This window comes from Streptomyces sp. NPDC049970, assembly GCF_040660235.1.
GTDB lineage: Bacteria > Actinomycetota > Actinomycetes > Streptomycetales > Streptomycetaceae > Streptomyces.
Map to the genome: position 1 here is coordinate 175,336 of NZ_JBFALP010000010.1, position 24,126 is coordinate 199,461.

25 protein-coding genes are annotated in these 24,126 nt (G+C 71.5%); 9 read left to right on the plus strand and 16 right to left on the minus strand.

All coding sequences use genetic code 11. The features are described from left to right. Nucleotides 1–21: 21 nt before the first annotated feature. Complete coding sequence (locus AB0I83_RS19770; RefSeq protein ID WP_363305516.1) at nt 22–990, minus strand: ROK family protein; 969 nt, start codon at nt 988–990, stop codon at nt 22–24. Between the two features lie 183 nt (nt 991–1,173). Here AB0I83_RS19770 and AB0I83_RS19775 point away from each other — a divergent pair, with 183 nt between their 5' ends. Continuing rightward, nucleotides 1,174–2,202 (plus strand): LacI family DNA-binding transcriptional regulator, encoded by a 1,029-nt coding sequence (locus AB0I83_RS19775; protein ID WP_363305517.1) that lies wholly within the window; start codon nt 1,174–1,176, stop codon nt 2,200–2,202. 5 nt (nt 2,203–2,207) lie between these two features. Here the strand turns inward: AB0I83_RS19775 and AB0I83_RS19780 are convergent, their stop codons facing one another. The 5 genes from AB0I83_RS19780 to AB0I83_RS19800 all read right to left on the minus strand — a co-directional run bounded on the left by AB0I83_RS19780 (nt 2,208) and on the right by AB0I83_RS19800 (nt 6,712). Further along, nucleotides 2,208–3,506, minus strand: a complete 1,299-nt coding sequence (locus tag AB0I83_RS19780; RefSeq protein ID WP_363305518.1) for an aldolase — start codon at nt 3,504–3,506, stop codon at nt 2,208–2,210. A gap of 169 nt (nt 3,507–3,675) precedes the next feature. After that, nucleotides 3,676–4,638, minus strand: a complete 963-nt coding sequence (locus tag AB0I83_RS19785; protein ID WP_356841854.1) for an electron transfer flavoprotein subunit alpha/FixB family protein — start codon at nt 4,636–4,638, stop codon at nt 3,676–3,678. A 58-nt stretch (nt 4,639–4,696) separates the two neighbouring features. Beyond that, a complete protein-coding gene (locus AB0I83_RS19790) occupies nt 4,697–5,482 on the minus strand; it encodes an electron transfer flavoprotein subunit beta/FixA family protein (protein ID WP_356535041.1) in 786 nt (261 codons plus the stop codon). A gap of 200 nt (nt 5,483–5,682) precedes the next feature. Further along, complete coding sequence (locus tag AB0I83_RS19795; RefSeq protein ID WP_363305560.1) at nt 5,683–6,189, minus strand: flavin reductase family protein; 507 nt, start codon at nt 6,187–6,189, stop codon at nt 5,683–5,685. A gap of 196 nt (nt 6,190–6,385) precedes the next feature. Beyond that, entirely contained in the window at nt 6,386–6,712 is a 327-nt protein-coding gene (locus AB0I83_RS19800) for a thioredoxin family protein (protein WP_363305519.1), read from the minus strand. A gap of 219 nt (nt 6,713–6,931) precedes the next feature. On the opposite strand from AB0I83_RS19800, the gene AB0I83_RS19805 reads away from it, so the two are divergent. Continuing rightward, complete coding sequence (locus tag AB0I83_RS19805) at nt 6,932–7,654, plus strand: lysophospholipid acyltransferase family protein (RefSeq protein WP_363305520.1); 723 nt, start codon at nt 6,932–6,934, stop codon at nt 7,652–7,654. Between the two features lie 152 nt (nt 7,655–7,806). Here AB0I83_RS19805 and AB0I83_RS19810 read toward each other — a convergent pair whose 3' ends face one another. From AB0I83_RS19810 to AB0I83_RS19820, 3 genes are read right to left on the minus strand one after another with little or no spacing between them, the layout of a single operon-like run. Then, nucleotides 7,807–8,889 carry a low specificity L-threonine aldolase gene (locus AB0I83_RS19810; protein WP_363305521.1) on the minus strand — a complete coding sequence of 361 codons (1,083 nt, stop codon included), beginning with the start codon at nt 8,887–8,889 and terminating at the stop codon, nt 7,807–7,809. After that, nucleotides 8,868–9,632, minus strand: coding sequence for an SDR family NAD(P)-dependent oxidoreductase (locus AB0I83_RS19815; protein ID WP_356535037.1), 765 nt, complete (start codon nt 9,630–9,632; stop codon nt 8,868–8,870). Before AB0I83_RS19815 ends, AB0I83_RS19810 begins: the two co-directional genes overlap by 22 nt. A 26-nt stretch (nt 9,633–9,658) precedes the next feature. Then, on the minus strand, nt 9,659–11,056 hold the full coding sequence (locus AB0I83_RS19820) for a DUF6421 family protein (protein WP_363305522.1): 1,398 nt from the start codon (nt 11,054–11,056) through the stop codon (nt 9,659–9,661). Between the two features lie 281 nt (nt 11,057–11,337). Between AB0I83_RS19820 and AB0I83_RS19825 the strand changes: the two genes are divergently transcribed. After that, a complete protein-coding gene (locus tag AB0I83_RS19825; RefSeq protein WP_356535035.1) occupies nt 11,338–11,988 on the plus strand; it encodes a glycerophosphodiester phosphodiesterase family protein in 651 nt (216 codons plus the stop codon). 54 nt (nt 11,989–12,042) lie between these two features. On the opposite strand, the gene AB0I83_RS19830 is transcribed toward AB0I83_RS19825, so the two are convergent. Beyond that, nucleotides 12,043–12,591 carry a GNAT family N-acetyltransferase gene (locus AB0I83_RS19830; RefSeq protein ID WP_363305524.1) on the minus strand — a complete coding sequence of 183 codons (549 nt, stop codon included), beginning with the start codon at nt 12,589–12,591 and terminating at the stop codon, nt 12,043–12,045. 181 nt (nt 12,592–12,772) lie between these two features. Here AB0I83_RS19830 and AB0I83_RS19835 point away from each other — a divergent pair, with 181 nt between their 5' ends. From AB0I83_RS19835 to AB0I83_RS19855, 5 genes are all read left to right on the plus strand, one after another. Next, entirely contained in the window at nt 12,773–13,360 is a 588-nt protein-coding gene (locus tag AB0I83_RS19835; protein WP_363305525.1) for a DUF5134 domain-containing protein, read from the plus strand. An 87-nt stretch (nt 13,361–13,447) separates the two neighbouring features. After that, nucleotides 13,448–14,383 carry a M56 family metallopeptidase gene (locus AB0I83_RS19840; RefSeq protein WP_363305526.1) on the plus strand — a complete coding sequence of 312 codons (936 nt, stop codon included), beginning with the start codon at nt 13,448–13,450 and terminating at the stop codon, nt 14,381–14,383. A 33-nt stretch (nt 14,384–14,416) separates the two neighbouring features. Continuing rightward, complete coding sequence (locus AB0I83_RS19845; protein ID WP_363305527.1) at nt 14,417–15,106, plus strand: phosphatase PAP2 family protein; 690 nt, start codon at nt 14,417–14,419, stop codon at nt 15,104–15,106. Between the two features lie 30 nt (nt 15,107–15,136). Further along, nucleotides 15,137–15,838 (plus strand): HAD family hydrolase, encoded by a 702-nt coding sequence (locus tag AB0I83_RS19850; protein ID WP_363305528.1) that lies wholly within the window; start codon nt 15,137–15,139, stop codon nt 15,836–15,838. A 104-nt stretch (nt 15,839–15,942) separates the two neighbouring features. Further along, nucleotides 15,943–16,122 (plus strand): hypothetical protein, encoded by a 180-nt coding sequence (locus tag AB0I83_RS19855; RefSeq protein ID WP_356535029.1) that lies wholly within the window; start codon nt 15,943–15,945, stop codon nt 16,120–16,122. A gap of 170 nt (nt 16,123–16,292) precedes the next feature. Here AB0I83_RS19855 and AB0I83_RS19860 read toward each other — a convergent pair whose 3' ends face one another. Then, nucleotides 16,293–17,786 (minus strand): hypothetical protein, encoded by a 1,494-nt coding sequence (locus tag AB0I83_RS19860; protein WP_363305529.1) that lies wholly within the window; start codon nt 17,784–17,786, stop codon nt 16,293–16,295. A gap of 157 nt (nt 17,787–17,943) precedes the next feature. Here AB0I83_RS19860 and AB0I83_RS19865 point away from each other — a divergent pair, with 157 nt between their 5' ends. Further along, entirely contained in the window at nt 17,944–18,627 is a 684-nt protein-coding gene (locus tag AB0I83_RS19865; RefSeq protein WP_363305530.1) for a DUF305 domain-containing protein, read from the plus strand. Between the two features lie 55 nt (nt 18,628–18,682). Here AB0I83_RS19865 and AB0I83_RS19870 read toward each other — a convergent pair whose 3' ends face one another. The 5 genes from AB0I83_RS19870 to AB0I83_RS19890 all read right to left on the minus strand — a co-directional run bounded on the left by AB0I83_RS19870 (nt 18,683) and on the right by AB0I83_RS19890 (nt 24,099). Next, a complete protein-coding gene (locus tag AB0I83_RS19870) occupies nt 18,683–19,030 on the minus strand; it encodes a helix-turn-helix domain-containing protein (protein ID WP_363305531.1) in 348 nt (115 codons plus the stop codon). Between the two features lie 51 nt (nt 19,031–19,081). Beyond that, entirely contained in the window at nt 19,082–19,813 is a 732-nt protein-coding gene (locus AB0I83_RS19875) for a class I SAM-dependent methyltransferase (protein ID WP_363305532.1), read from the minus strand. Between the two features lie 29 nt (nt 19,814–19,842). Next, entirely contained in the window at nt 19,843–20,943 is a 1,101-nt protein-coding gene (locus AB0I83_RS19880) for an NADH:flavin oxidoreductase/NADH oxidase (protein WP_363305533.1), read from the minus strand. 182 nt (nt 20,944–21,125) lie between these two features. Beyond that, a complete protein-coding gene (locus tag AB0I83_RS19885; protein ID WP_363305534.1) occupies nt 21,126–21,530 on the minus strand; it encodes a hypothetical protein in 405 nt (134 codons plus the stop codon). A 166-nt stretch (nt 21,531–21,696) separates the two neighbouring features. Beyond that, entirely contained in the window at nt 21,697–24,099 is a 2,403-nt protein-coding gene (locus AB0I83_RS19890) for a glycoside hydrolase family 3 N-terminal domain-containing protein (protein WP_363305535.1), read from the minus strand. Nucleotides 24,100–24,126: the final 27 nt, after the last annotated feature.

The following is a 24,126-nucleotide window of genomic DNA, read 5'->3' on the forward strand; positions in this document are numbered from 1 at the left end:
GGGTCCGCCGCCGTGCCGCGCCTACTGCGCGGCCACGGCCCGTACGCCGTTCGCGGCACCGGGCCGGACGGTCGAGGCGGCGGCCGCCGCGCCCACCAGCCCGGCGTCCGTGCCCATCACCGCCGAGGTGACGGTGAGGCCCTGGACGAAGGAGAGCGTGGCGTAGTCGCGAAGTGCACTGCGCAACGGAGCGAAGAGCACCTCGCCGGCACCGGCGACCCCGCCGCCGATCACCGCGATGTCGATGTCGGCCAGGGTGGCCGTGGCCGCGATCCCGGCGGCGAGCGCCTGGGCGGCCCGCCCGAAGGAGGCGGTCGCGACCCGGTCCCCCGCTCGCGCCGCCGCGGCCACCGCGGCGGCCGTGGCATCACCGTCGGGACCGGGGCACCAGCCGTTCTCCAGTGCGCGCCGCGCGATGTTCGGCCCGCTGGCGATCCGCTCCACGCAGCCACGCGCGCCGCACGGGCAGAGGTCACCGTCCAGGTCGACACTGATGTGGCCGATGTGACCGGCGTTGCCGGAGGGGCCGGGGTGCAGCTTTCCGCCGAGGACGAGACCGCCGCCGACGCCGGTCGAGACGACCAGGCACAGCGCGTTGTCGTAACCGCGGGCCGCGCCCAGCCAGTGTTCGGCCGCGGTCATCGCCACTCCGTCGCCCACCAGCGAGACGGGGAGCCCACCCGTCGCCGCGGCGACCCGGTCCACCAGCGGAAAGCCGCGCCATCCGGGCACGTTGACCGGGCTGACCGTGCCGGCCGAAGCGTCCACCGGGCCCGCGCTGCCGATGCCGACCGCGCGCACCCGGCGCCACAGGGGCGAAGCCGTCAGTTCGGCCAGGACGCCGCTCACGGCGCCCATCACCGACTCGGCCTCCTCCCGCGCGGGCGTCGGCCGCTGGGCGCGGACCAGGAGGGATCCGCTGCCGTCCACCAACGCGCCGGCGATCTTGGTGCCGCCGATGTCGAGCGCGGCGACTAGGTCGGTATGCATCGGTGTGGACTCTCCGGAGGGGTGAGGGGCGGGACCTGCGACTTCGTTCGACGGTCCTCCACAGTCTCCATTCAGTTGACAACGTTGTCCAGGGCCTATGCTCGACGCCACAGCATCCGGCCGCCCCCAGGCACCGCCCGGCAGGCCCGGAAGCACCCGTTCCCGACGACAGGACAGCGCACCGTGGCCGAGACCACCCGTCATTCCGAGTCCCGCTACGGCAACAGGCCGACCATGAAGGACGTGGCGGCCCGTGCCGGAGTGGGGCTCAAGACGGTCTCCCGGGTGGTGAACAGCGAGCCGGGGGTCACACCCGACACCGAGCGCCGGGTCCAGGAGGCGATCGAGGCCCTCGGGTTCCGGCGCAACGACAGCGCGCGCGTGCTGCGCAAGGGCCGCACCGCGTCCATCGGCCTCGTCCTGGAGGACCTCGCCGACCCCTTCTACGGCCCGCTGAGCCGCGCCGTGGAGGAGGTCGCCCGCGCACACGGCGCCCTGCTGATCAACGGCTCCAGCGCCGAGGACCCCGAGCGCGAGCAGGAGCTCGTCCTCGCGCTCTGCGCCCGCCGGGTCGACGGCCTGATCGTGATTCCGGCGGGCGACGACCACCGCTACCTGGAACCCGAGATGAAGGCCGGCATCGCCACGGTGTTCGTCGACCGCCCCCCGGGCCGGGTCGACGCGGACATGGTCCTCTCCGACAGCTTCGGCGGCGCACGCGAGGGCGTCGCCCACCTGGTCGCGCACGGCCACCGCAGGATCGGGTTCGTCGGCGACCAGCCGCGCATCCACACCGCGACGGAGCGGCTGCGCGGATACCACGCGGCCCTGGCCGACGCAGGGATAGAGGTCCAGGACTCCTGGGTGTCTCTCGGGCCGACCGACCCGGGCCGGGTGCGCGCGGCCGTGGAGACCATGTTGTCCGGGCCCGAGCCGGTCACCGCGCTCTTCGCGGGCAACAACCGCGTGACCGTCACCGCCGTACGTGTCCTCGCCGAGTGCGACCGCCGGATCGCGCTGGTCGGCTTCGACGACATCGAGCTCGCCGACCTGCTCGGCATCACGGTGATCTCGCAGGACGCCGCCGCGGTCGGCCGGACCGCGGCGGAGCACCTGTTCCGCCGCCTGGACGGCGCGGCCCATCCCCCGGCCAGGGTGGAGCTCCCGACCCGGCTCATCCCCCGCGGCTCGGGGGAACTGCCGCCGGCCTGAGACCGCTACGGAGCCGTCACGGTGAGCGCGCCGCGACGGGGCGAGGCGAACGCGTCGAGGTCCTCGCGGCTCAGGCCGGCGGCGGCCTCGACCTCCGCGGCGTCCAGTGCCCCGCAGTCGATGCCCCGCAGGAGATAGCCGCTGAGCGCCTTCGCGGTGGCCGGCTCGTCCATGACGTCCCCGCCGGCCTTGGCCACGTAGGCGGCGAGCCGGGACGCGGCCTGGCCGAGTCCCTCTCGGTAGAAGGTGTAGACGGCGGCGTAGCGGGTGGGCAGGTGGCCCGGGTGCATGTCCCAGCCCTGGTAGTAGGCGCGGGCCAGAGCACGGCGCGTGAGGCCGTGGTGCAGGCGCCAGGCGTCGTGGACCTGCTGGGTGGGTCCGACGGGGAGCACGTTGGTGGAGCCGTCGCAGACGCGCACGCCGGTGCCGGCCGCGGCGACCTGCATGACGGCCTTGGCATGGTCGGCCGCCGGGTGGTCACTGGCCTGGTAGGCGGGGCTGACACCCACGCAGGCGCTGTAGTCGAAGGTCCCGTAGTGCAGACCGGTCGCACGGCCGCGGGCCGCGTCGATCATGCGGGCGACGGCGGCGGTGCCGTCGGCGGCGAGGATCGACTGGCTGGTCTCGATCTGGATCTCGAACCCGAGACGCCCGGCCGGCAGGCCGTGGGCCTGCTCGAAGGCCTCGAGCAGCCGCACGAAGGCGGTGACCTGCTCGGGATAGGTCACCTTGGGCAGCGTCAGGACGAGCCCGTCGGGGAGGCCGCCCGCCCGCATCAGACCGGTGAGGAAGATGTCCGTGGTGCGGATGCCCCGGTCGCGCACGGCGGCTTCCATGCACTTCATCCGGATGCCCATGTACGGCGCGGCGGTCCCGTCGGCGTACGCCTCGGAGACGAGCCGGGCCGCACGGGCGGCCGCTTCGTCCTCCTCGGCGTCCGGACGTGGTCCGTAGCCGTCCTCGAAGTCGATCCGGAGGTCCTCGACGGGTTCGCGCTCCAGCTTGGCGCGTACGCGGTCGTGGACGGGTGCCGCGAGCTCCTGCGGGATGCCGAGGACCGAGGCGAACGCGTCGGCGTCGGCGGCGTGTTCGTCGAGCGCCGCGAGCGCCTGGTCGCCCCACGTGCGGATGGTGGTGGCGGTGAAGGTGTCGGCGGGCACGTAGACGGTGTGGACGGGCTGGCGCGTGCCGGGGTCTCCCGGGTAGCGGCGGGCGAGCTCGGCGTCCACCCCCGCGAGGGAGGCGCTGATCTCGTCGCCGACCGCGCCGGCGAGGCTCGTCGCCACCTTCTCCTGCTGACCCATGACCGCACCCTCCAAGTGTTCAGTTTCCGTCTGCCGGAATCTTTAATCCGCATAGTGAAGTTATAAGCCTCCCGGTTCTGCGTCAATGGTGATCGGAAACAGCGCGGGGCCGCGTGGTGAGAACACCACGCGGCCCCGGGCCGGTCGTACGTGCGCGACTCCGGCCGGGTCAGCCCTTGCGGGTCTTGACCTCGTCGGTGAGCTGCGGGACGACGTCGAACAGGTCGCCGACGACGCCGTAGTCGACGAGGTCGAAGATGGGCGCCTCGGAGTCCTTGTTGACGGCGACGATGGTCTTCGAGGTCTGCATGCCGGCCCGGTGCTGGATCGCGCCGGAGATGCCCGAGGCGATGTACAGCTGCGGGGAGACCGACTTGCCGGTCTGTCCGACCTGGTTGGTGTGCGGGTACCAGCCGGCGTCGACCGCGGCACGCGAGGCGCCGACGGCGGCACCGAGCGAGTCGGCGAGCGCCTCGATGATCGCGAAGTTCTCCGAGCCGTTGACGCCGCGGCCGCCGGAGACGACGATCGCGGCCTCGGTCAGCTCGGGGCGCCCGGTCGACTCGCGCGGGGTGCGGGAGAGGACCTTCGTGCCGGTGGCCGTCTCGGAGAAGGAGACCGTGAGGGCCTCGACGGCACCCGCGGCCGGGGCGGCCTCGACGGCGGCCGAGTTCGGCTTGACCGTGATGACCGGGACGCCCTTGGAGACACGGGACTTGGTGGTGTACGACGCGGCGAACGCGGACTGGGTCGCGACCGGGCCCCCGTCACCCGCTTCGAGGTCGACGGCGTCGGTGATGATGCCGGCGCCGATGCGCAGCGCGAGGCGCGCGGCGATCTCCTTCGCCTCCGCGGAGGAGGGCAGGAGCACGGCCGCCGGGGACACCGCGTCGTAGGCGGCCTGGAGGGCGTCCACCTTGGGTACGACGAGGTAGTCGGCGAACTCAGGCGCGTCGGCGGTCAGGACCTTGACCGCGCCGTGCTCGGCGAGCGCGGCGGCGGTGTCGGCCGCACCGTTGCCGAGGGCGACGGCGACCGGCTCGCCGATGCGGCGGGCGAGGGTCAGCAGCTCCAGGGTGGGCTTGCGGACGGCACCGTCCACGTGGTCGACATAGACGAGAACTTCAGCCATGGGACTTCAATCTCCTGCGTGCGAGGAAGTGCGGGGCGGTGGAGGGGACGGCCGGGGCTCAGATGAACTTCTGGCCCGCAAGGAACTCGGCCAGCTGCTTGCCGCCCTCGCCCTCGTCCTTGACGATCGTGCCCGCCGTACGGGCCGGACGCTCGGCCGCGGAGTCGACCGCGGTCCAGGAGCCGCCCAGGCCGACCTCGTCCGCGTCGATACCGAGGTCGTCGAGGTCCAGGGCCTCGACCGGCTTCTTCTTGGCCGCCATGATGCCCTTGAAGGACGGGTAACGGGCCTCGCCCGACTGGTCGGTCACGGAGACAACGGCCGGCAGGGACGCCTCGAGCTGCTCGCTCGCGGTGTCGCCGTCACGGCGGCCCTTGACCTTGCCGCCCTCGACCGAGACCTCGGAGAGCAGCGTGACCTGCGGGACGCCGAGGCGCTCCGCGAGCAGCGCGGGGAGGACGCCCATGGTGCCGTCCGTCGACGCCATGCCGCAGAGGACCAGGTCGTAACCGGTCTTCTCGACGGCCTTGGCCAGCACCAGCGAGGTGCCGATGACGTCGGTGCCGTGCAGGTCGTCGTCCTCGACGTGGACGGCCTTGTCGGCACCCATGGAAAGCGCCTTGCGCAGCGCGTCCTTGGCGTCCTCGGGGCCCACCGTGAGCACGGTGATCTCCGCGTCGTCGGCCTCGCCGGCGATCTGCAGCGCCTGCTCGACGGCGTATTCGTCGAGTTCCGACAGCAGACCGTCGACGTCGTCACGGTCCAGGGTCAGGTCATCGGCGAAGTGCCGGTCGCCGGTGGCGTCGGGCACGTACTTCACACAGACAACGATCCTCAAGCTCACGCCGGCTCTCCTACTGCATCGTCATTTCCGGGCTGCCTTGTTGCACGCAGCATAGGCGCCTTATCGGGCGGTTTCCGGTCGGGAGTCCGAGCCCCCCGCCAAATATTACTCGCCAGTACACCCGTTACGTTACCCGTAAGCAAGCGCTTGGAACTGTGACGTACCCAACGAGGCCCGCCCCTGTTCCGCCCTGCTCGCCCTCAGTCTCGCAGAGCCGTGAAACGACCCTGGTGGTAGACCAGCGGCCGGCCGCCCCCCGAGGGGTCCCCGGACTCCACCCGGGCGATCACGATGCGGTGGTCCCCCGCCGGAATCCGGGCCACCACGCGGCAGACCAGCCAGGCCACCACGCCACCGAGCAGCGGCACGCCCTCGGGGCCGGTGCGCCAGTCGGTGGGGGGGCCGAACCGGTCGGCGCCGCTGCGCGCGAAGGTCGCGGCGAGTTCCCGCTGGTCCTCGCCGAGCAGATGCACGCCTATGTACTCCGCCTCCGCGACCACGGGCCAGCTGGAGGAGGAGGTGCCGACCCCGAAGGAGACGAGGGGCGGTTCCGCGGCGACGGAGTTCAGCGAGGTGGCGGTGAAGCCGACCGGCTTCTCGCCGGCGGCCGTGATCACGGCCACCCCCGCGGCGTGCTGCCGGAACACGGATCGCAGAAGTTCGGGTGCAGCCGTCAGGTGGGTGCCGAGATCGGGCGAGGCCGTCATGGAGAAGTCCTTCGGGGAGAGTGCGTACGGGGCCGTGGGTTCTTCAGGCACCCGGACAGCGCGCACTCGCGTGACGCACGAGGTCGACGTGGACCCGGCCGAAGAGAAGGATTTCTGGCGGCATAGCGTCAGAGTGACGATGCGTGGTGTACGCAGTCAAGTGCGTCCCGTCATCTGGGAGAAGCGTCACGGCCCGTCACATCGCCTGCCCGAGTGCGGAGACGACGTCCGCGGTACGCGGCTGACCCGCGGCCCGCCGGACGATCCGGCCGGCCGCGTCGAGCACCAGCACGGTCGGGGTCCGGCTGATGCGGAGGCCGCGGACGAGTTCGAGGTTCGCCTCGGCGTCGATCTCGACGTGGGCGACGCCCTCGACCATCGCGGCCACCTCGGCGAGGGTGCGCCGGGTGGCACGGCAGGGCTGGCAGAACGCGCTCGAGAACTGCACGAGCGTCGCCCGATCCCCCAGTTCCGCGCCGAGTCGGGCCGCGTCCAGCGCGCCCTCGGTCTTCCACCCGTCCATCCCCGCTCCCTTCCCAGAGCTCTGCGCAAAGGGTCAGCGCCCGACGGCCGTATTACATTCCCGGACCTTTCACGTGACGAGAATCTCTCGCCCCGGGCCCTTTGGGGCTGGCCACGGCGTCGCACATGGGGCACCATCGCCACAATGCCGAAAACCTACGGCTGCGTAACTTCCGCCGGGAGAACCCTCCCCAGGCATTGAAGAAGGGTCTTCATCCAGATGGCAGAGCTCGTCTATCGGCCGGTCATCGGCGCCGCTCGCACGCTGTTCAAGGCGCTCGACCTGAAGATCGACACCCAGGGTTCGGAGCACATCCCGAAGACCGGTGGCGCGGTTCTGGTCAGCAACCACATCAGCTATCTGGACTTCATCTTCACCGGACTCGGCGCCCTGCCGCAGAAGCGGCTCGTCCGCTTCATGGCCAAGGACTCCGTGTTCCGCCACAAGGTGTCCGGCCCCCTGATGCGCGGCATGAAGCACATCCCCGTCGACCGCGACCAGGGCGAGGACGCCTACGCGCACGCGCTGGCGTCACTGCGCTCGGGCGAGATCATCGGCGTGTTCCCCGAGGCGACCATCTCGCAGTCGTTCACGCTCAAGAGCTTCAAGTCGGGTGCGGCGCGGCTGGCCCAGGAGGCCGGTGTACCGCTGATCCCGATGGCGCTGTGGGGCACCCAGCGCCTGTGGACCAAGGGACGCCCGCGCAACTTCAAGCGCAGCCACACCCCGATCACGATCCGCGTGGGCGAGGCCATGGACGCGCCCACGGACCAGTACGCGGGCGCGATCACCCGCCGGCTGCGCGAACGCGTCCAGGAACTCCTCGAAGCGGCCCAGCGCGCCTACCCCGTGCGCCCCAAGGACGCGAGCGACACCTGGTGGGTGCCGGCGCACCTCGGGGGTACGGCGCCGACGCCCGCCGAGGTGCGCGAGCACGGCTGATCGAGCCGCGCCCGCGGCTGAGGGGATGAAACGTCACGCCGTGGGGCGGAGCGGCATCCGCGGGCCGTTCCCGGACCGTAACGACGACGCGGCCGGCCGGAGATGACAACCCTCCGGCCGGCCGCGTCGTCGTGCGGACCGCTGGACCCGGCTCACCGCCGGGCCATCTCCTCCTTGAGCGCCAGCACGAAGGCGTCGACGTCGTCCTCCCGGGTGTCGAAGGCGCACATCCAGCGGACGTCTCCGGCCTTCTCGTCCCAGAAGTAGAACCGGAACCGCTTCTGCAGGCGCTCGCTCACCTCGTGCGGCAGCCGCGCGAAGACCGCGTTGGCCTGGACGGGGTAGAGGATCTCGACCCCGTCGACCGTCCGGACCCCGTCGGCGAGCCGCTGGGCCATGGCGTTGGCGTGGCGCGCGTTGCGCAGCCAGAGGTCCCGCGCGAGCAGCGCCTCCAACTGGACCGAGACGAAGCGCATCTTCGAGGCGAGCTGCATCGACAGCTTGCGCAGGTGCTTCATGGCGCGCACCGAGTCCGGGTTCAGGACCACGACGGCCTCCCCGAAGAGCGCGCCGTTCTTGGTCCCGCCGAAGGAGAGGACGTCGACGCCGACCGTGTTGGTGAACGTGCGCATCGGCACGTCCAGCGACGCGGCGGCGTTGGCTATCCGGGCACCGTCGAGGTGCACCTTCATGCCACGCGCGTGGGCGTGCTCGCAGACGGCGCGGATCTCGCCGGGTGTGTAGACGGTGCCCAGCTCGGTGTTCTGGGTGATCGAGACGACCTGCGGCATCGCGCGGTGCTCGTCGTCCCAGCCGTACGCCTCGCGGTCGATGAGCTCGGGTGTCAGCTTCCCGTCCGGGGTCGGCACGGTGAGCAGCTTCAGTCCGCCCATCCGCTCCGGCGCCCCGCCCTCGTCCACGTTGATGTGGGCGGACTCGGCGCAGATGACAGCGCCCCAGCGGTCGGTCAGCGCCTGGAGCGCGGTGACGTTGGCCCCGGTGCCGTTGAACACCGGGAAGGCCTCGGCGGTGGGACCGAAGTGGCTGTGCATGATCCGCTGGAGGTGGCCGGTGTAGTCGTCCTCGCCGTAGGCGACCTGGTGGCCGCCGTTGGCGAGGGCGAGGGCCGCGAGGATCTCCGGGTGCACGCCCGCGTAGTTGTCACTGGCGAAGCCGCGCACCTGCGGATCGTGGTGACGTCGCGCGTCGGTCCTTACGGTTGCGGGGTCAGCCACAGACGCTTTCCGTTCAGTTCTCCGGCGGGCCTGTCCCAGACGCCGGCGATGGCCTCGGCCAGCTCCTCGACGTCCGTGAATCCCGCGAACTTCGCATTCGGGCGCTCGGCGCGCATCGCGTCGTGCACCAGTGCCTTGACCACAAGGATCGCAGCAGCCGCTGTCGGTCCCGCGTCGCCCCCCGCCTTGCGGAAGGCGTCGGCGAGGGCGAGCGTCCACGCCTCGGCGGCCGCCTTGGACGCGGCGTAGGCCGCGTTGCCGGCGGTGGGACTGCTGGCTCCGGCCGCGCTGATCAGCACGTACCTTCCCCGGTCACTGCGCCCGAGGAAGTCCTGGAAGGCCAGCGAGGTGGACTGGACCGTCCGGATCAGGAGCTTCTCCAGGAAGTCCCAGTCGGCGAGGCTGGTCTCCGCGAAACCGGCGCTGCCGCGCCAGCCGCCGACGAGGTGCACCAGGCCGTCGACGCGGCCGAATTCCTTCTCGGTCTTGACGGCCCAGTCGCGTGCGGCCTCCGGGTCGAGCAGATCGACCGTGTCCCCGGTGACGGTCGCTCCGCCGTGCGCGTAGCGCGCGGCGTCGACCGCCTCGGCCAGCCGCTCGGGGTTCGCGTCGGACGCGACCACGGTCGCGCCCGCCTCGGCGAGCCTGAGCAGGGTCGCGCGCCCCGCCGGTCCCGCCGCTCCGGCCACCGCGACGACCGCGCCCTCCAGGGCGCCGCTGTCGGCCTTGCCTGTTCCGTTCATCGCCACAGCCTCCTCGGACCACGTGCTCATGCGGCTGCCCGCCCGGCATCCGCCGCAGTGATCCCCTTGGTGGAGGCGATCACATGCTTCAGCTTCTTCGAGAGCGCCTCATAGAACATGCTCAGGGGAAACTCGTCCGGAAGCACGTCGTCGACGAGCTTGCGAGGCGGTTGTGCGAGGTCCAGGGCGTCCGGACCCTTGGCCCAGCGGGAGCCCGGGTGGGGCGAGAGATAGGTCGCCACCATGTCGTACGCCGCGAACCAGTGCACGAGCTTCGGGCGGTCGATGCCCTCGCGGTAGAGCTTCTCGATCTCTCCGCAGAGCTGGTTGGTGACCTGCGGGGCGCGTTCCCAGTCGATCTTGAGCGTGTTGTCGGTCCAGCGGACCACGTCGTGCTTGTGGAGGTAGGCGAAGAGCAGCTGACCGCCGAGGCCGTCGTAGTTGCGTACGCGCTCGCCGGTGACCGGGAAGCGGAACATCCGGTCGAAGAGGACCGCGAACTGCACGTCACGGCCCTGGCCGAAGCCGTCGGACTCCAGCTTGACGGCCTCCCTGAAGGCGGTGAGGTCGCAGCGCAGCTCCTCGAGTCCGTACATCCAGAACGGCTGCCGCTGCTTGATCATGAACGGGTCGAAGGGCAGGTCGCCGTGGCTGTGGGTGCGGTCGTGGACCATGTCCCAGAGCACGAAGGCCTGCTCGCAGCGCTTCTGGTCACCGAGCATCTCGCGGATGTCGTCGGGCAGCTCCAGACCCAGCAGGTCCACCGAGGCCTCGGTCACGCGGCGGAAGCGGGCGGCCTCGCGGTCGCAGAAGATGCCGCCCCAGCTGAAGCGCTCCGGCGCCTCGCGTACGGCGATGGTCTCGGGGAAGAGCACCGCGGAGTTCGTGTCGTAGCCGGCGGTGAAGTCCTCGAAGGTGATGCCGCAGAACATCGGGTTGTCGTAGCGCGTGGCCTCCAGGTCGGCCAGCCACTCGGGCCAGACCATCCGCAGAACGACCGCTTCGAGGTTGCGGTCGGGGTTTCCGTTCTGCGTGTACATGGCGAACACGACCAGGTGCTGGAGGCCGTCGGCGCGGTTCCTGGCGGGCTGGAAGGCGAGCAGGGAGTCCAGGAAGTCCGGGACGCCGAAGCCCTCGGCGGCCCAGCGGCGCAGGTCCGCGACGAGCGCGTGGTGATAGGCCTCGTCGTGCGGGAGCAGCGGCGAGAGCTGCTCGACCGCCGCCGCGACCCGCTCGACGACGGCGGCGGCCGCTTCGGCGGAGGGTGCGCTGTCGGCCTCCAGGTCGATGGAGCCGTCCTTGGACTGCCATGGGCGGAGTTCCTCGACGGCACTCTTGAGCACGGGCCAGGCCGGGTGCTCCACGACCCGTTGGGCAGCAGGTATCGCGCCGGCGGCGGTGGCGTGCTCAAGAATTTCCGTCATAACACTTCCTTCACGGGAGGACCTCGCGTCACGTAACCGTATCCATGTGCGGTTCCTCGAGACAAGTGGAGGGCAGAAAATTATCCTGCCTCCTCTCATTCTCACCGTGGTTTTTCCTGCCGCACATCCACAGGACACCTTCTTCCGTGCGACCGCGCGGGCACTGGCCGTCCGGCGTGTGCGGCCTGCCTCCCTGGGGGGTAGGAGTCGCGGGCGGGACGAGGACGACGGACGGAAGCGGGAGTGCCTTGACTTTTCTCACCATCGGACATCGCGGAGTCATGGGTGTCGAACCGGAGAACACGCTGCGCTCGTTCGCACACGCGGAACAGGCCGGCATGGACGCCGTCGAACTGGATCTCCACCTGAGCAAGGACGGCGCGCTCGCCGTGATGCACGACCCCGCCGTGGACCGCACGACGGACGGACAAGGGCTGATCTCGGAGAAGACCCTCGTCGAGCTCCGGGAGCTCGACGCCGGCCAGGGCGAGCGGGTGCCCGTCTTCGAGGAGGTCCTGGACGCCGTCGCGTCACCCGTGCAGGCCGAGATCAAGGACGTGGCCGCGGCGCGGGCGCTCGCCGAGGTGATGCTGCGGCGGGGTCTCGTCGGCCGCGTGGAGGTGTCCTCGTTCCACGACGAGGCGGTCGCCGAGATCGCCCAGCTGGTGCCGGGGGTGCGGACGGTGCTCATCGCGAGCCGCTGGGAGGGCGACGTGGTGGAGCGGGCCAAGGCTGTCGGGGCGGCCACCCTCGCCCTGAACATCCGCCGTGTCACCCTGGAGGTGGTCGAGCAGGCGCACGCCGAGGGCCTGAAGGTGATCGGCTGGGTGGTGAACACCCAGGACCACCTGCGCCTGGTACGCGCGCTGGGCCTGGACGGCGCGACGACCGACTACCCGGAGATCCGCCGCGCGGGCCGTTTCACCGCCTGAGCGGCCTTCGGGGCACCCGGGCAGGCCGGTTCGCCGTCGGGCCCGGGCGGGTCGCTACAGCTCCTTGACCAGCAGTTCGAACGCGAGGTCCGCACGCTGCGGAATGCCGAAGCGCTCGTCGCCGTACGGGAAGGGCGTCAGCTCTCCCGTACGGCGGTATCCCCTGCGCTCGTACCAGGCGATCAGCTCCTCGCGGACCGAGATCACCGTCATGTGCATCTCGCCGGCCCCCCAGTCCGCGCGGGCCACGCGCTCGGCCTCGGCGATGATCACCTTGCCGAGACCCGCGCCCTGCGACTCCGGCCTGACCGCGAACATGCCGAAGTAGGCGGCCGTTCCACGCTGTTCCAGCTGACAACAGGCGACCGGCTCGCCCTCCCGCTCCGCGATCAGGACCCGCCCGGAGGGGGCCGCGAGCACCTGGCGCACCCCGTCCGCGTCCGTGCGCTGCCCCTGGAGGATGTCCGCCTCCGTGGTCCATCCGGCCCGGCTCACGTCCCCCCGGTACGCGGACTCGACGAGTCGCACGAGGACCGGGACGTCGTCCTCGGTTGCGTCGCGGAAGGTCAGTTCCGCCCGTGTGGTGGCCGGTGCGATGTCCATGTGGCTCTTCTCCGGTGAGGTGCTGCCGACTGTGCGGTCCCGAGACTAACGCGGCACCGGCCGCGCCCCCCACGGGCCCGGGCGCGCTCCCCCAGTACCTCGATGCGCCCCGGTAGGAGCGGCCGGAGCGGGGCATCGATGGGACGACACCGGCGTCGTTCGCCGTAGGGGGAGGTGCGCTGTGCACGGACCGGCACTGTCCGGCTGGCTGCTCATGGTGCTGTGCGGGCTCACGGGTGCCTACTGCCTGCTCCGTACCCGAAGCGGCACGGAGAGGGAACGCGGCGCGGCACGCTCCGAGGCCCTGATGGGGTTCGGGATGGCCGCGATGGCGGTCCCCGCAGCTCTTTTCACACCTCCGCGATGGACCTGGGCGGTGTACGCGGTGGTGTTCGGCGCCTCGTCGCTGCGCGCCCTCACCCGCGTCAGGGTCGGCGGGCACCATCCGCACCACCTCGTCGGCTCGCTGGCCATGCTCTACATGGCGGTCGTGATGGTGCAGGGCGCCGCCCACACCGTGGCCGGCGCCCACACCGGCCACGGCGCTGGACCGGCCGGAGGCGTCCCCGTCCTGACGGGGACGCTGCTGGCCTACTACGCCCTCTACGCCCTCCGCTCGGCGGGACACCTCATACCGGCTCCCGCACCCGTCGCCGTCGCGGACGGCGGCACGGTGGGCGTCGTCGCCTGGGGTGCGCGGCCCGAACTGGCGCTGGGGTGCAGGCTGACCATGGCGATGGCGATGTTCACCATGCTGCTCACTCTGTGAGACGGCGGGCCGCGCACGCCGTGGCGTACGTCACTTGACGCGCGAGGCCGTACCCGCGGACACCGCGGCGCTCATAGGCTGGCGCCCATGTTGGTCTCCCTGGCCCTGCTCCTGCTCGGCGCACTGGCCGCCGTCGCGGCCCCGGGCCTGATGGCGAGGGCCCGGTGGCCGGAGTCCGAGCCCGTCGTGGCCCTGTGGGTCTGGCAGTGCGTGGTGGCGGGCGTCCTGCTCTCGTTCGGACTCTCGATGACCTTCAGCGCGGCCGCCGCCTGGCAGGCGGTGCGCGGCCACGTCTTCGCACCCGCCCCGCACGGCGTCGTCGAGGCGTACGCCCTCGGTGCCTACGGGCCGTGGTCGGCGGTCATCGCGGTGCTGCTGGCACTCGGCGGCGTATGGACCGCGGCGATGCTCGTACGCGAGGTGCACCGGGCGCGTCGCCGGCGTCGGACACGACGCACCGAACTGCTGGTCCGGTCCCCGCTGATGCCGGGCGAGGAGCCGGGCGGCGGACGTCTCGTGGTGCTTGAGGGGGAACGCCCCGACGCCTGGTGGCTGCCCGGGGCGGCGCCCCAACTCGTCATCACCACAGCGGCACTCGGCCGGCTGAAAGGGCGTCAACTCGACGCCGTGCTGGCACACGAGCAGGGACACGCCCAGGCCCGGCACGACTGGCTGCTGCACTGCTCGGGCGCGCTGGCGAACGGCTTCCCGCAGATCCCGGTCTTCGCCGCCTTCCGCGACGAGATGCACCGCCTGGTCGAACTGGCGGCGGACGACGTGGCGTCGCGGCGCTTCGGGCGCCTGACGATCGCGCTCGCCCTGGTCGAACTCAACGAGGAGCGCGGGGTGTTCGGCCCCGGAGCGACTTCCGGCGCTCTCGTGCCGCTCCGGGTGAACCGGCTGCTCACTCCGGTCGACCGGCTCAGCGCCGGCCGTCGGCTGCGGCTGACGGCAGCGGCCGCACTGGTGCCGGTCGTACCGCTGTTCGTCGCCTTCGTGCCGGGACTCCGCGCCCTGGGATAGCCCGAAGCGCGGCCCGTCCGCGAGGATCGGCGCATGCGCCTCCCCTTCCGCCCCACACGCAACTGCCCTCCCCTCCTCACCCTGGGCCTCTCCTGCGCCCTCCTGTCCGTCGTCCTGCTCGTGCTGGTCGCGGTGCGCTGGTCCCCCCTGATCTCCCTGGACAGCACGGTGGCCGAGGCCCTGCACCGCAACGCGGTGAGAGAACCCGGACTGGTGCATGTCAACCGGGTGCTGACGGACTGGGTGTGGGACCCCTGGACCATGCGTGCCCTGACCGCGGTGGCCGTGATCGCCCTGTGGTGGCGCGGGACGCGTCTGCTCGCCGTGTGGGTGGCGGCGACGAGCGCCGTGGCCACACTCCTGCAGCAGGGGCTGAAGGCCCTCGTGGGCCGGGACCGGCCCCGCTGGCCCGACCCGGTGGACTCGGCGAACTACGCCGCCTTCCCCTCGGGCCACGTCATGACGGCGGCGGTGACCTGCGGACTCCTCCTCTGTCTGCTCCGCATCCACACCGTTCAGGCCCCGGTGTGGTGGGCCTCACTCGCACTCGCCGCAGTGTCCGTGGCCGGTGTAGCCCTGACACGCCTGTACCTGGGCGTGCACTGGCTGAGCGACGTGGTGGGCGGAACGCTGCTGGGCGGGGCAGTGTGCGCCCTCTCACTCACCGGATACGCCGCGTACACCGGGCGGCGGGAGCCGGCAGGCGGGAAGCCGCCCTTGTAGGCCGGTCCGGGGGCCGCGATGATCGGGCGCATGCGGATCAAGGGTGCACTCTTCGACTTCTCCGGAACCCTTTTCAGGATCGAGTCCGTCACCTCGTGGCTGCGCGCGGCCCTGGACCACCGGGGTACGCCCATGGAACAGGCCGATCTCGATCGGTACACACGGCGGCTGACGGCCGCCGGGGCGCTGCCCGGAGGACCCTCACCCGAGCGGGTCCCGTCCGAGCTGGCTCCGGTGTGGGCCGCACGGGACAGCAGCGCGCGACACCACAGGGAGGCGTACACGGGTCTGGCCCGCGGGGTCGGCCTTCCGGACCCCGGCCTCTGCGACGCGCTCTACGACCGCCATATGGAGCCCGCCGCCTGGGAACCGTATCCGGACGCGGCGGAGGTGCTGCGGGGACTCCGCGACAACGGGACGGCGATCGGTGTCGTGAGCAACATCGGCTGGGATCTGCGTCCCGTCTTCCGCGCGCACGGCCTGGACGAACTCATCGACGTCTACGTCCTGTCCTTCGAGCACGGCGTGCAGAAGCCCGACCCCCGGCTGTTCCGCACGGCGTGCGCCCTGCTGAGGCACGACCCCTCGGACGTCGTCATGGTCGGTGACGACCGCCGCGCGGACGGGGGCGCCGTCGCGGTGGGGTGCGGAGTGCGCTTCGTGGACCACCTGCCCGTGTCGGAGCGGCCTGACGGGCTCCGGGCACTCGGTCTGGTGGGACTCACCGGGTAAGGGCGGAGTCCGCTCCGTTCGTGAAGGATTCCGGGAGACGGTGTGAGGGATATCCCTGTCCGCGAAGGGGGTCAGTGGCTCCGACGGGGCCTAACCTGGTCAGCATGTCCCTCTACCCGAACACGTCCGCCCGTGCGCGCCCGGCCTTCGTCGTGAACCAGGAGATCCGCGACCTGTGGCAGCGCTCCGGAGGACTGCTGTCCCCGGACGACGAGGCGCAGTACCAGCAGCTGCTGGTGGAGTGGGCCGCCGCCGCGGGGACGAGCCTGCGGCCCGCCGCCTGAGCGGATCCGGCCCTGCGGCCCGTGGCTGATTCCGGCGATCCCCCGCATCGCCGGAATCAGGGGTTACAGCATCTCCCCGTGCCGCCCGGGGGTCAATGAGACAGGAGTGCCCCGCCGGGCGGAGACCGCCCGGCGGGGCACTCGTTTCACCTGTGGGGGAAGCGGTTCGCTCAACGGCCGCCGAAGTAGTCCGGCTGCGTCTGCACGTTGAGCTCCGGGAGCCGGACCCTCTTCGCCGGATCGGTCCGCCGGTCGTCGAGCTTCAGCACGTCGAAGCCCTTGGCGATGTCGTTGGAGTAGATGTAGCCGTTGTAGTAGTAGGCCGACCACGGCCCCGCGGTGGTGACCGCGTCCGTGGAGACCGGGCCGCGCTCGAAGTACGCGATCTCCTTCGGCTCGGAGGAGTTGGTGAAGTCCCACACGGAGACCCCGCCCTGGTACCAGGCCTGGACCATCAGGTCGCGGCCCTTGACCGGGATGATCGATCCGTTGTGCGCGACACAGACCTCGGTGTCGGCCTGCGGGCGGTCGATCTTGAAGTAGCCGCGGAAGACCAGCTTGCGGTGGTCGCCCCTGCCGGTGATGTCGTAGATGCCGTCGGCACCGCGGTCGGGGCCGATCTCGTCGTTGCAGGTGGCCGCTCCGCCGCCGCCGAGCTCATCGGTGAAGACGACCTTGCCGGCATCCTGGTTGAAGGTCGCGGAGTGCCAGAACGCGAAGTTCACGTTGTCCTGGACCCGGTCGATGATCTTCGGGTTCTCCGGGTCCTTGATGGAGAACAGCAGGCCGTCGCCCATGCACGCCCCGGCCGCGAGGTCCTTCGACGGCAGCACCGTGATGTCGTGGCAGCCGGTCGTCTTGGAGACACCCGGGTTCTCCGGCGCGCCCGGGTTCCCGCCGTCCGGGAAGAGCACCGGGAAGTTCACGATCCGGGACTTCTCGGGAGCGCCGCGCGGCACCTTGATGACGGAGATCCCGTCGTGCGGCGGCTGGCAGTCCGGGAACGTCGCGTTCGGCGAGTAGGAGGAGACGTACACGTACACGTCCCTCCGCTCGGGAACGATCGTGTGGGTGTGCGAGCCGCACGCCGTCTCGACCGCGGCGACGTACTTCGGGTTGCGCTTGTCGCTGATGTCGAAGACCTTCATGCCCTCCCAGGAGGACTTCTCCGTGGCGGGCTGAGTGGTGCTGGCACACGAGTTGTCGCTGCGCGAGGAGTCGGTGGACAGGAACAGCAGGTTCCCGGAGACCGAGATGTCGTTCTGCGAACCGGGGCACAGGACCTGCGCGACCGTCCTCGGCTTCTTCGGGTTGCCGATGTCGAAGATCCGGAAGCCGTCGAAGTTCCCGGCGTAGGCGTACCTGCCCTGGAAGGCGAGGTCCGTGTTGAGCCCCTGGAGTGCGTCCTTGGGGGTGTTGGAGAGATGCTCGATGTTGTCGCTGTGGACGATCTCGTCCACGCCGGGTATCTCACCGCTCTCGATTGCGGCCCTGGCTTCGGCCTGCTCACTCACGGAAGCACCACCGCGGGTGGTTGCGGTGTCACCCGGGTCGGGTGTCGCAGCCGCGGGGCCGGCTGTCAGCAGAGTGGCGATCAGCCCGGCCGCGGCTGCCGCCACACCCAGACGTCTGCGCCGCACGCTTGTGGTGTGCAACGAGGTCACTGCGTCCTCCCTTGTGTCCGTTCGTCGAGGAACGGTTCGTGGACCCCGGCAGTATCGTCCCTCTCATGTACACACCAACAGATGGCAACACAGACGTAATGAAAGTGTTTGATCACTGGCCTGTGGAAGGTGTTAGGACGGTCCGGAACACACCCGAGTGACCCTGGAGGTAGCCGTGCTGAATCACCGTCGGCCCACGCGTGCCCGCACCGCTGTCCTGGCGACGGCGCTCACGGCAGCCCTCTTCGCGGGCGGTTGCGACGCGGGCGGCTCCGGCGAGGGGACGAAGTCCGCGGCGGACGAGGGGCCTTCGGTCATCGCTCCGGGAAAGCCCGGCGAGCCGGCCAGGACGCTTTCACCGGGCGAGGCCGCCGAGGCCGCCGGTGACGACACCCCCAACTCGGCCGACTACCGGTACGTGCGGATGATGATCGAGCACCACCGGCAGGCCTTGGTGCTCACCGCCCTGGTTCCCGGCCGCGTGGACTCGGCATCGGTCGAACGGCTCGCACAGCGCGTGGAGGCGGCACAGAAGCCGGAGATCGGCGCCATGGAGGGGTGGCTGAAGAACAACGGCCCAGACGCCCGCAAGGAGAGCCACGAACACTCCGCGATGCCCGGCATGGCGACGGAGAAGCAGGTGGAACAGCTACGCTCGACGCGGGGGAAGGCGTTCGACAAGCTGTTCCTCGAGCTGATGATCACCCATCACCAGGGCGCGGTCACGATGGCGACGGAGGCTCTGACGGACGGCAACAACGTGCTGGTGGAGGAGATGGCCAATGACGTCGTCACCCAGCAGACGGTGGAGATCGGGCGCATGCGCGCGCTGATGACCTGAGGCCGGTGACCGCACCCGCGTCCCGGCCGTGCGTGCGCCGGTCCGGGCCGTCGGCTCAGTCCTCGCCGAGGCGCCGGGCCTGGAGGTCCGCCGCCCCGAGGACACTGTCCAGCAGGCCGGGGAACAGGGCGTTCAGGTCCTCCGTCCGCACACAGCTCAGCTTGGCCGTGCCGCGGTAGAACTGGCTGATGACGCCGTTCTCGCGGAGCACCCTGAAGTGGTGCGTGGTGGTGGATTTGGACACCGGGAGCTCGAAACGGGAACAGGCCAGCTCGTCGGCCGCACCGGCCAGTTGGCGCACGATCCGCAGCCTGACCGGATCGGAGAGCGCGTGGAGCACGGCCTCGACGCGGATCTCCTCGCGCGAGGGGTGGTCGAGCACACGAGCGGCGTTCGACGTCACGGCGGCTCCACTTCGTCCGGGGTATTCCATTGTACGAGGACCGTCGAATCTCTATTCAGGGACCGCGGCCACCACGAGGCGGGCGCGCGGACTGCCGTCCCGTCGCCGGCCGAGGCCCTCCAGAGGCAGCAGCCGGGTCCGGAAGCCTGCGCGGTCGAGATCGCCCAGGACCCCGGCCAGCGGGAACGTGCGGTAGTACATGACGAATCGCGGGCGCCACAAGGCGTTGCGTACCCGCATGGCCGCGTCGAAGCCGAGCAGCGACCAGTAGGCCCGCGAGCCGGCAGCGGGCGGCGCGCCGACCGGGAAGGCGAACAGCCCTCCAGGCCTCAGCGACGCACGCACCTGGGCGAACAGTCCGGGGCGTTCCGCGGGCAGGAAGTGGCCGAAGGCCCCGAAGCTCAGTGCCAGGTCGAAGACCGGCCCGAACGGCAGGGCCCGCGCGTCGGCCCGTACCCAGTCCACGGCCGGACCGTCACCGGAGGCCGCGTGCGAGGCTCTCGCGACGGTGAGCATGCCGGCGCTGAAGTCGACGCCGGTGACGGTCTCGGCGCAGAGCCCGCGCAGGACACCCACGCCCGCGCCGGTTCCGCAGCAGACGTCCAGCCCCCTGCCGAACGGCCCGAGCGTCCGGACCTCGTCGGCGACGGCGTCGAGTACCCGGTCCGGGGTCCGGTACGGCGTCAGGTCGAACTTGGGGGCGAGCAGGTCGTATCCGCGCATCGTCGAGGAGAGCGCCTGTACGGCCAGCTCGCGGAGCGTGGGGCCCTGCGGAGTGGACATCGCGGCTCAGCGTACCGACAGACGCGGCGTCACACCGCCCGGCCGTACTGTTCGGGCGTCCGGACGTCGCCGCCCAGCTCCCGCGCGGCCCTGCGGGCGAAGTACGGGTCACGCAGCAGCTCACGCCCGAGCAGGACGGCGTCCGCACTGCCGTCGGCGAGGATCTTCTCCGCCTGTACGGGGTCGGTGATCAGCCCCACGGCGGCGACCGGGAGGCCGGTCTCGGTGCGCACCCGCTCGGCGAACGGCACCTGGTAGCCGGGCTCCAGCGGGATCCGCACCTTCGGTGCCAGTCCGCCGGTCGAGACGTCCAGCAGGTCCACGCCGTGCGCGAGCAGGAGCCGGGCGAAGCTGACGGTGTCGTCGGCCGTCCAGCCCTCGCGCGCGTCGTCGTCGTTCTCGGTCAGCCAGTCGGTGGCGGAGATGCGGAAGAACAGCGGGAGCTCCTCGGGCCACACGGCGCGCACGGCGTCGACGACCTCCAGGGCGAAGCGCGTGCGGTTCTCGAAGGAGCCTCCGTAGGCGTCGGTGCGGTGGTTGCTGTGCGGCGACAGGAACTCGCCGATCAGGTAGCCGTGCGCGCCGTGGATCTCGGCGACCTCGAAGCCCGCGGCCAGTGCCCGGTGGGCGGCCTCGGCGAACTGTTCGACGATCTGCTGGATCTCGTCGGTCGTCAGCTCTTCGGGCACCGGGTCGCCCTCGCCGAAGGGGAGCGGGCTGGGGGCGACCGGCTGCCAGCCCTCGGGGGCGTCGGCGGCGATGGGTGAGCCGCCGCGCCAGGGGCGCTCGGTCGACGCCTTCCGCCCGGCGTGCGCGAGCTGGATGCCGGGGACCGCCCCCTGGCCGCTGACGAAGTCGGTGATGCGGCGGAACGCCTCGACCTGCCGGTCGTTCCAGATCCCGAGGTCGGCGGGGCTGATCCGGCCCTCCGGGCTGACCGCGGTCGCCTCCACCAGGACGAGCCCGGTGCCGCCCACCGCGCGGGCGGCGTAGTGGGCGTAGTGCCAGTCGTTGACCGTGCCGGTGCCCGGCCCGGACGCCTCCGCGCTGTACTGGCACATCGGAGCCATCCAGACACGGTTGGGAATGGACAGCGACCGCAGGGTGTAGGGCTCGAAGAGTGCGCTCACGAAAGGCTCCGGGTTCATCGGGACACGACGGGCGGGCGGCGCGGCGGCGCGGACGCACCGGGCCACCGCTTCGTACGAAGAACACCGTACTACGAGAATCACCGTAGTACGAGAGTCACCGTACTACGACAACGACCGTAGTACGGTGATCGTCGGATTACGATGGACCCGCGACGCCCCAACTACATCCCGGCGCGCAGCCTGCGCCTCAGCCTGATGTCGGTCTCGGCCGCGTAGAGCTGGCTCCAGCTGCGGCCGCCGCCGGATGTCCAGGTCACCTGCACGTTCGCCCCGTCCCTCCTCACCGCCTCCACCGTCATGACCCGGTCCCCGTCGCGCACGTCGCCGCGGAGCAGTTCCCGCGCCTTGACCGTGACGGGATCGGCGTCCCTGGCGTGCTCCGACTCCTCCGCAGCCGCGACGAGCGCGGCGGCCAGCTCCCTGGCGACGGCCGGGGAACAGGACCAGGAGGCGCGCCCCGAGTGGCCCTCGACCAGGATCCCGACCTGGAGCGGCCCGTCCCGCGGTCCGGGGGCCACGTCCAGCCTCGCGCCGCGCCCTTCGGTGTCCTGGATCTCGATGCTCATCCCTGCCGCCTCCTCGTCCCGCTCCGGCCGGCTCGGCCGGAGACTCTCCTGCGGGCCCCGGCTACCGGGCTCGAGACCGCTGGTGTCCACCACGAGGTTCTGGAGTACCACGACCGGGTCGGCCACCCGGAATCCGGCGGCTGCCGTGCTCTCGAAAGTTTCGCCGTCACTTCCGGGCGAGCGGCGGGTCGATCGTCGTGGCGCAGACCATGCGCCGCCGGTGGTCGACGGTGCGTTCGGGTCCGGTGAGGCGCAGCCGGACGGTGTGCTTCACGTCGGCCACGTCGCTGGAGGTGGCGAAGCGGAGTTCCAGATCACCCGGCTCGACGATGCGGCGCCCACCGGTGCCGGTGAAGGAGACCAGGTCGGGGTGGAATCGGAAACTGACCTGCCGGGACTCCCCCGCGGCGAGCGCCACCCGGGCGTAGCCGATCAGCCGCGCGTCGGGACGGGTGGTCTGGGCGACGGGGTCGTGGGCGTAGAGCTGGACGACCTCCGCGCCCGCGCGGTCACCGGTGTTACGCACCGTGATACCGAGGTCGGTCTCACCGTCGGTGGGAAGCTCGGCCGGCACGTCCGCACCGGGCGCCCAGGCGAAGGAGGTGTACGAGAGCCCGTGGCCGAAGGGATAGAGCGGGGTCGGGTCCAGGTTGCTCACCCCGTTGGCCAGGCCGAGCGGAGGTTGGAGATACGTCCAGGGCTGGCCACCGGGACCGCGGGGAACGCCCAGCGGCAGGCGTCCGGAGGGATTCACCCGCCCGGAGAGCACACCGGCGAGCGCCGGGCCGCCCTCTTCGCCGGGGAAGAAGGCCTGCACACAGCCGGCCAGCCGCTCGGCCCGGCCCCCGAGCGCGTACGTACGTCCCGTCAGCAGCACCAGGACGACCCGGGTGCCGGTCGCCAGCAGCGCGTCCAGGAGCTCGCCCTGAAGCCCCGGCAGCGCGAGGTCGGCCGCGTCGCAGCCCTCCCCGGACGTGCCCCGGCCGAACAGCCCCGCGCGGTCGCCCAGCACGGCGACACAGACGTCGGCGCCGGCCGCCAGCGCGGTGGCCTCGGCGATCCGGGAGTCGTCCGTGCCGTCCACCTCGCAGCCCTGCGCGTGGTCGACTTCGGCACCGGGGAACTCCTCGCGCAGCGACTCCAGCAGCGTCGGGACGTCGATGCCCATGGGCGCGTCGGGGTGCATGACCCCGACGTGGCTGGGAAAGGAGTAGCAGCCGAGCATCGCGAGCGGGTCGTCGGCGCGGGGCCCCACGACCGCGATCCGGCCCGCGCCGCTCAGCGGCAGCGCGTCCTCGGGGTTGGCCAGCAGCACGCAGGACCGCTCGGCGAGCAGCCGCGCGAGGGCCCTGTTACCCGGCGGGTCGAGGTCCACCGAGCCACGCGCCCGTCCCGGCTCCACTCCGTCGAGGACCGCCGGCACGGCGGGCCGGTCCGGGTCGAGCAGGCCAAGCTCGCACTTCTGGAGCAGGACGCGGTGCAGGGCGCGGTCCACGAGCTCCCCGGCCACGAGGCCGTCGCGGACGGCGGCGACCAGTTCGTCGCCGTAGCTGCGCACGGTGGGCAGTTCGACGTCCACCCCGGCGGTGAGGGCGAGGCGGGCGGCGTCGGCACGGTTCCCGGCGACCTTGTGCAGGGTCTCCAGGAAGCCGATGCCGAAGTAGTCGGCGACGACCGTGCCCGAGAATCCCCACGTGTCGCGGAGGAGTCCGGTGAGCAGGGACGGATCGGCCGCGGCGGGTACGCCGTCGATCTCGGCGTAGGAGTGCATCACCGAGCGGGCACCGCCCTCACGGACCGCCATCTCGAACGGCGGCAGGATCACGTCGGCCATCTCCCTGGCTCCGGCCCTGACCGGTGCCAGGTTGCGCGCTCCCGCCGACGCGGAGTAGCCCGCGAAGTGCTTGAGCGTGGCGACGATCCCGGCGGACTCCAGCCCGCGGACGTAGGCCGTGCCGATGGTCGCCACCAGGTACGGGTCCTCGCCGATGGTCTCCTCGACGCGGCCCCAGCGCAGGTCCCGCACCACGTCCAGGACCGGCGCGAGGCCCTGGTGGACGCCTACCGAACGCATGTCGTCGCCGATCCGCCGCGCCATCTCGGCGACCAGCTCGGGATCCCAGGCCGCCCCCCAGGCGAGCGGGACCGGGTAGGCGGTCGCCCCCCAGGCGGTGAAGCCGGCGAGGCACTCCTCGTGGGCGAGCGCCGGGATACCGAATCTGCCCGCTGCGACGATCCTGGCCTGCGCGGTGGCCAGCGAGAGCGCGCCGACGCCCGGGTCCACCGGGGCGGTGCCGAACGGGCGGGTGAGCTGGCCGAGTCCGCGCCTGGTGAGGTCCTCGAAGTCGACCGGGTCGACCATGTCGTTCTGGTGCGGCGCGACTCCGCCGCCCTCCGCGTCGGCGCCCACCCAGATTCCGTACAGCTGGGCGGCCTTCTCCTGCGGCGTCATCCTGGACACCAGATCGGCCACCCGCTCCTCGGGGCTGAGCGAGGGGTCACGCCACGGGCCGTCCGCGGGAGGGTGCGGATCGGCCTGACGGGGCTGCGGGGCGGGGTGGATTGCCATGGCGGCAGGGGTTCCTCTCATGAGTGC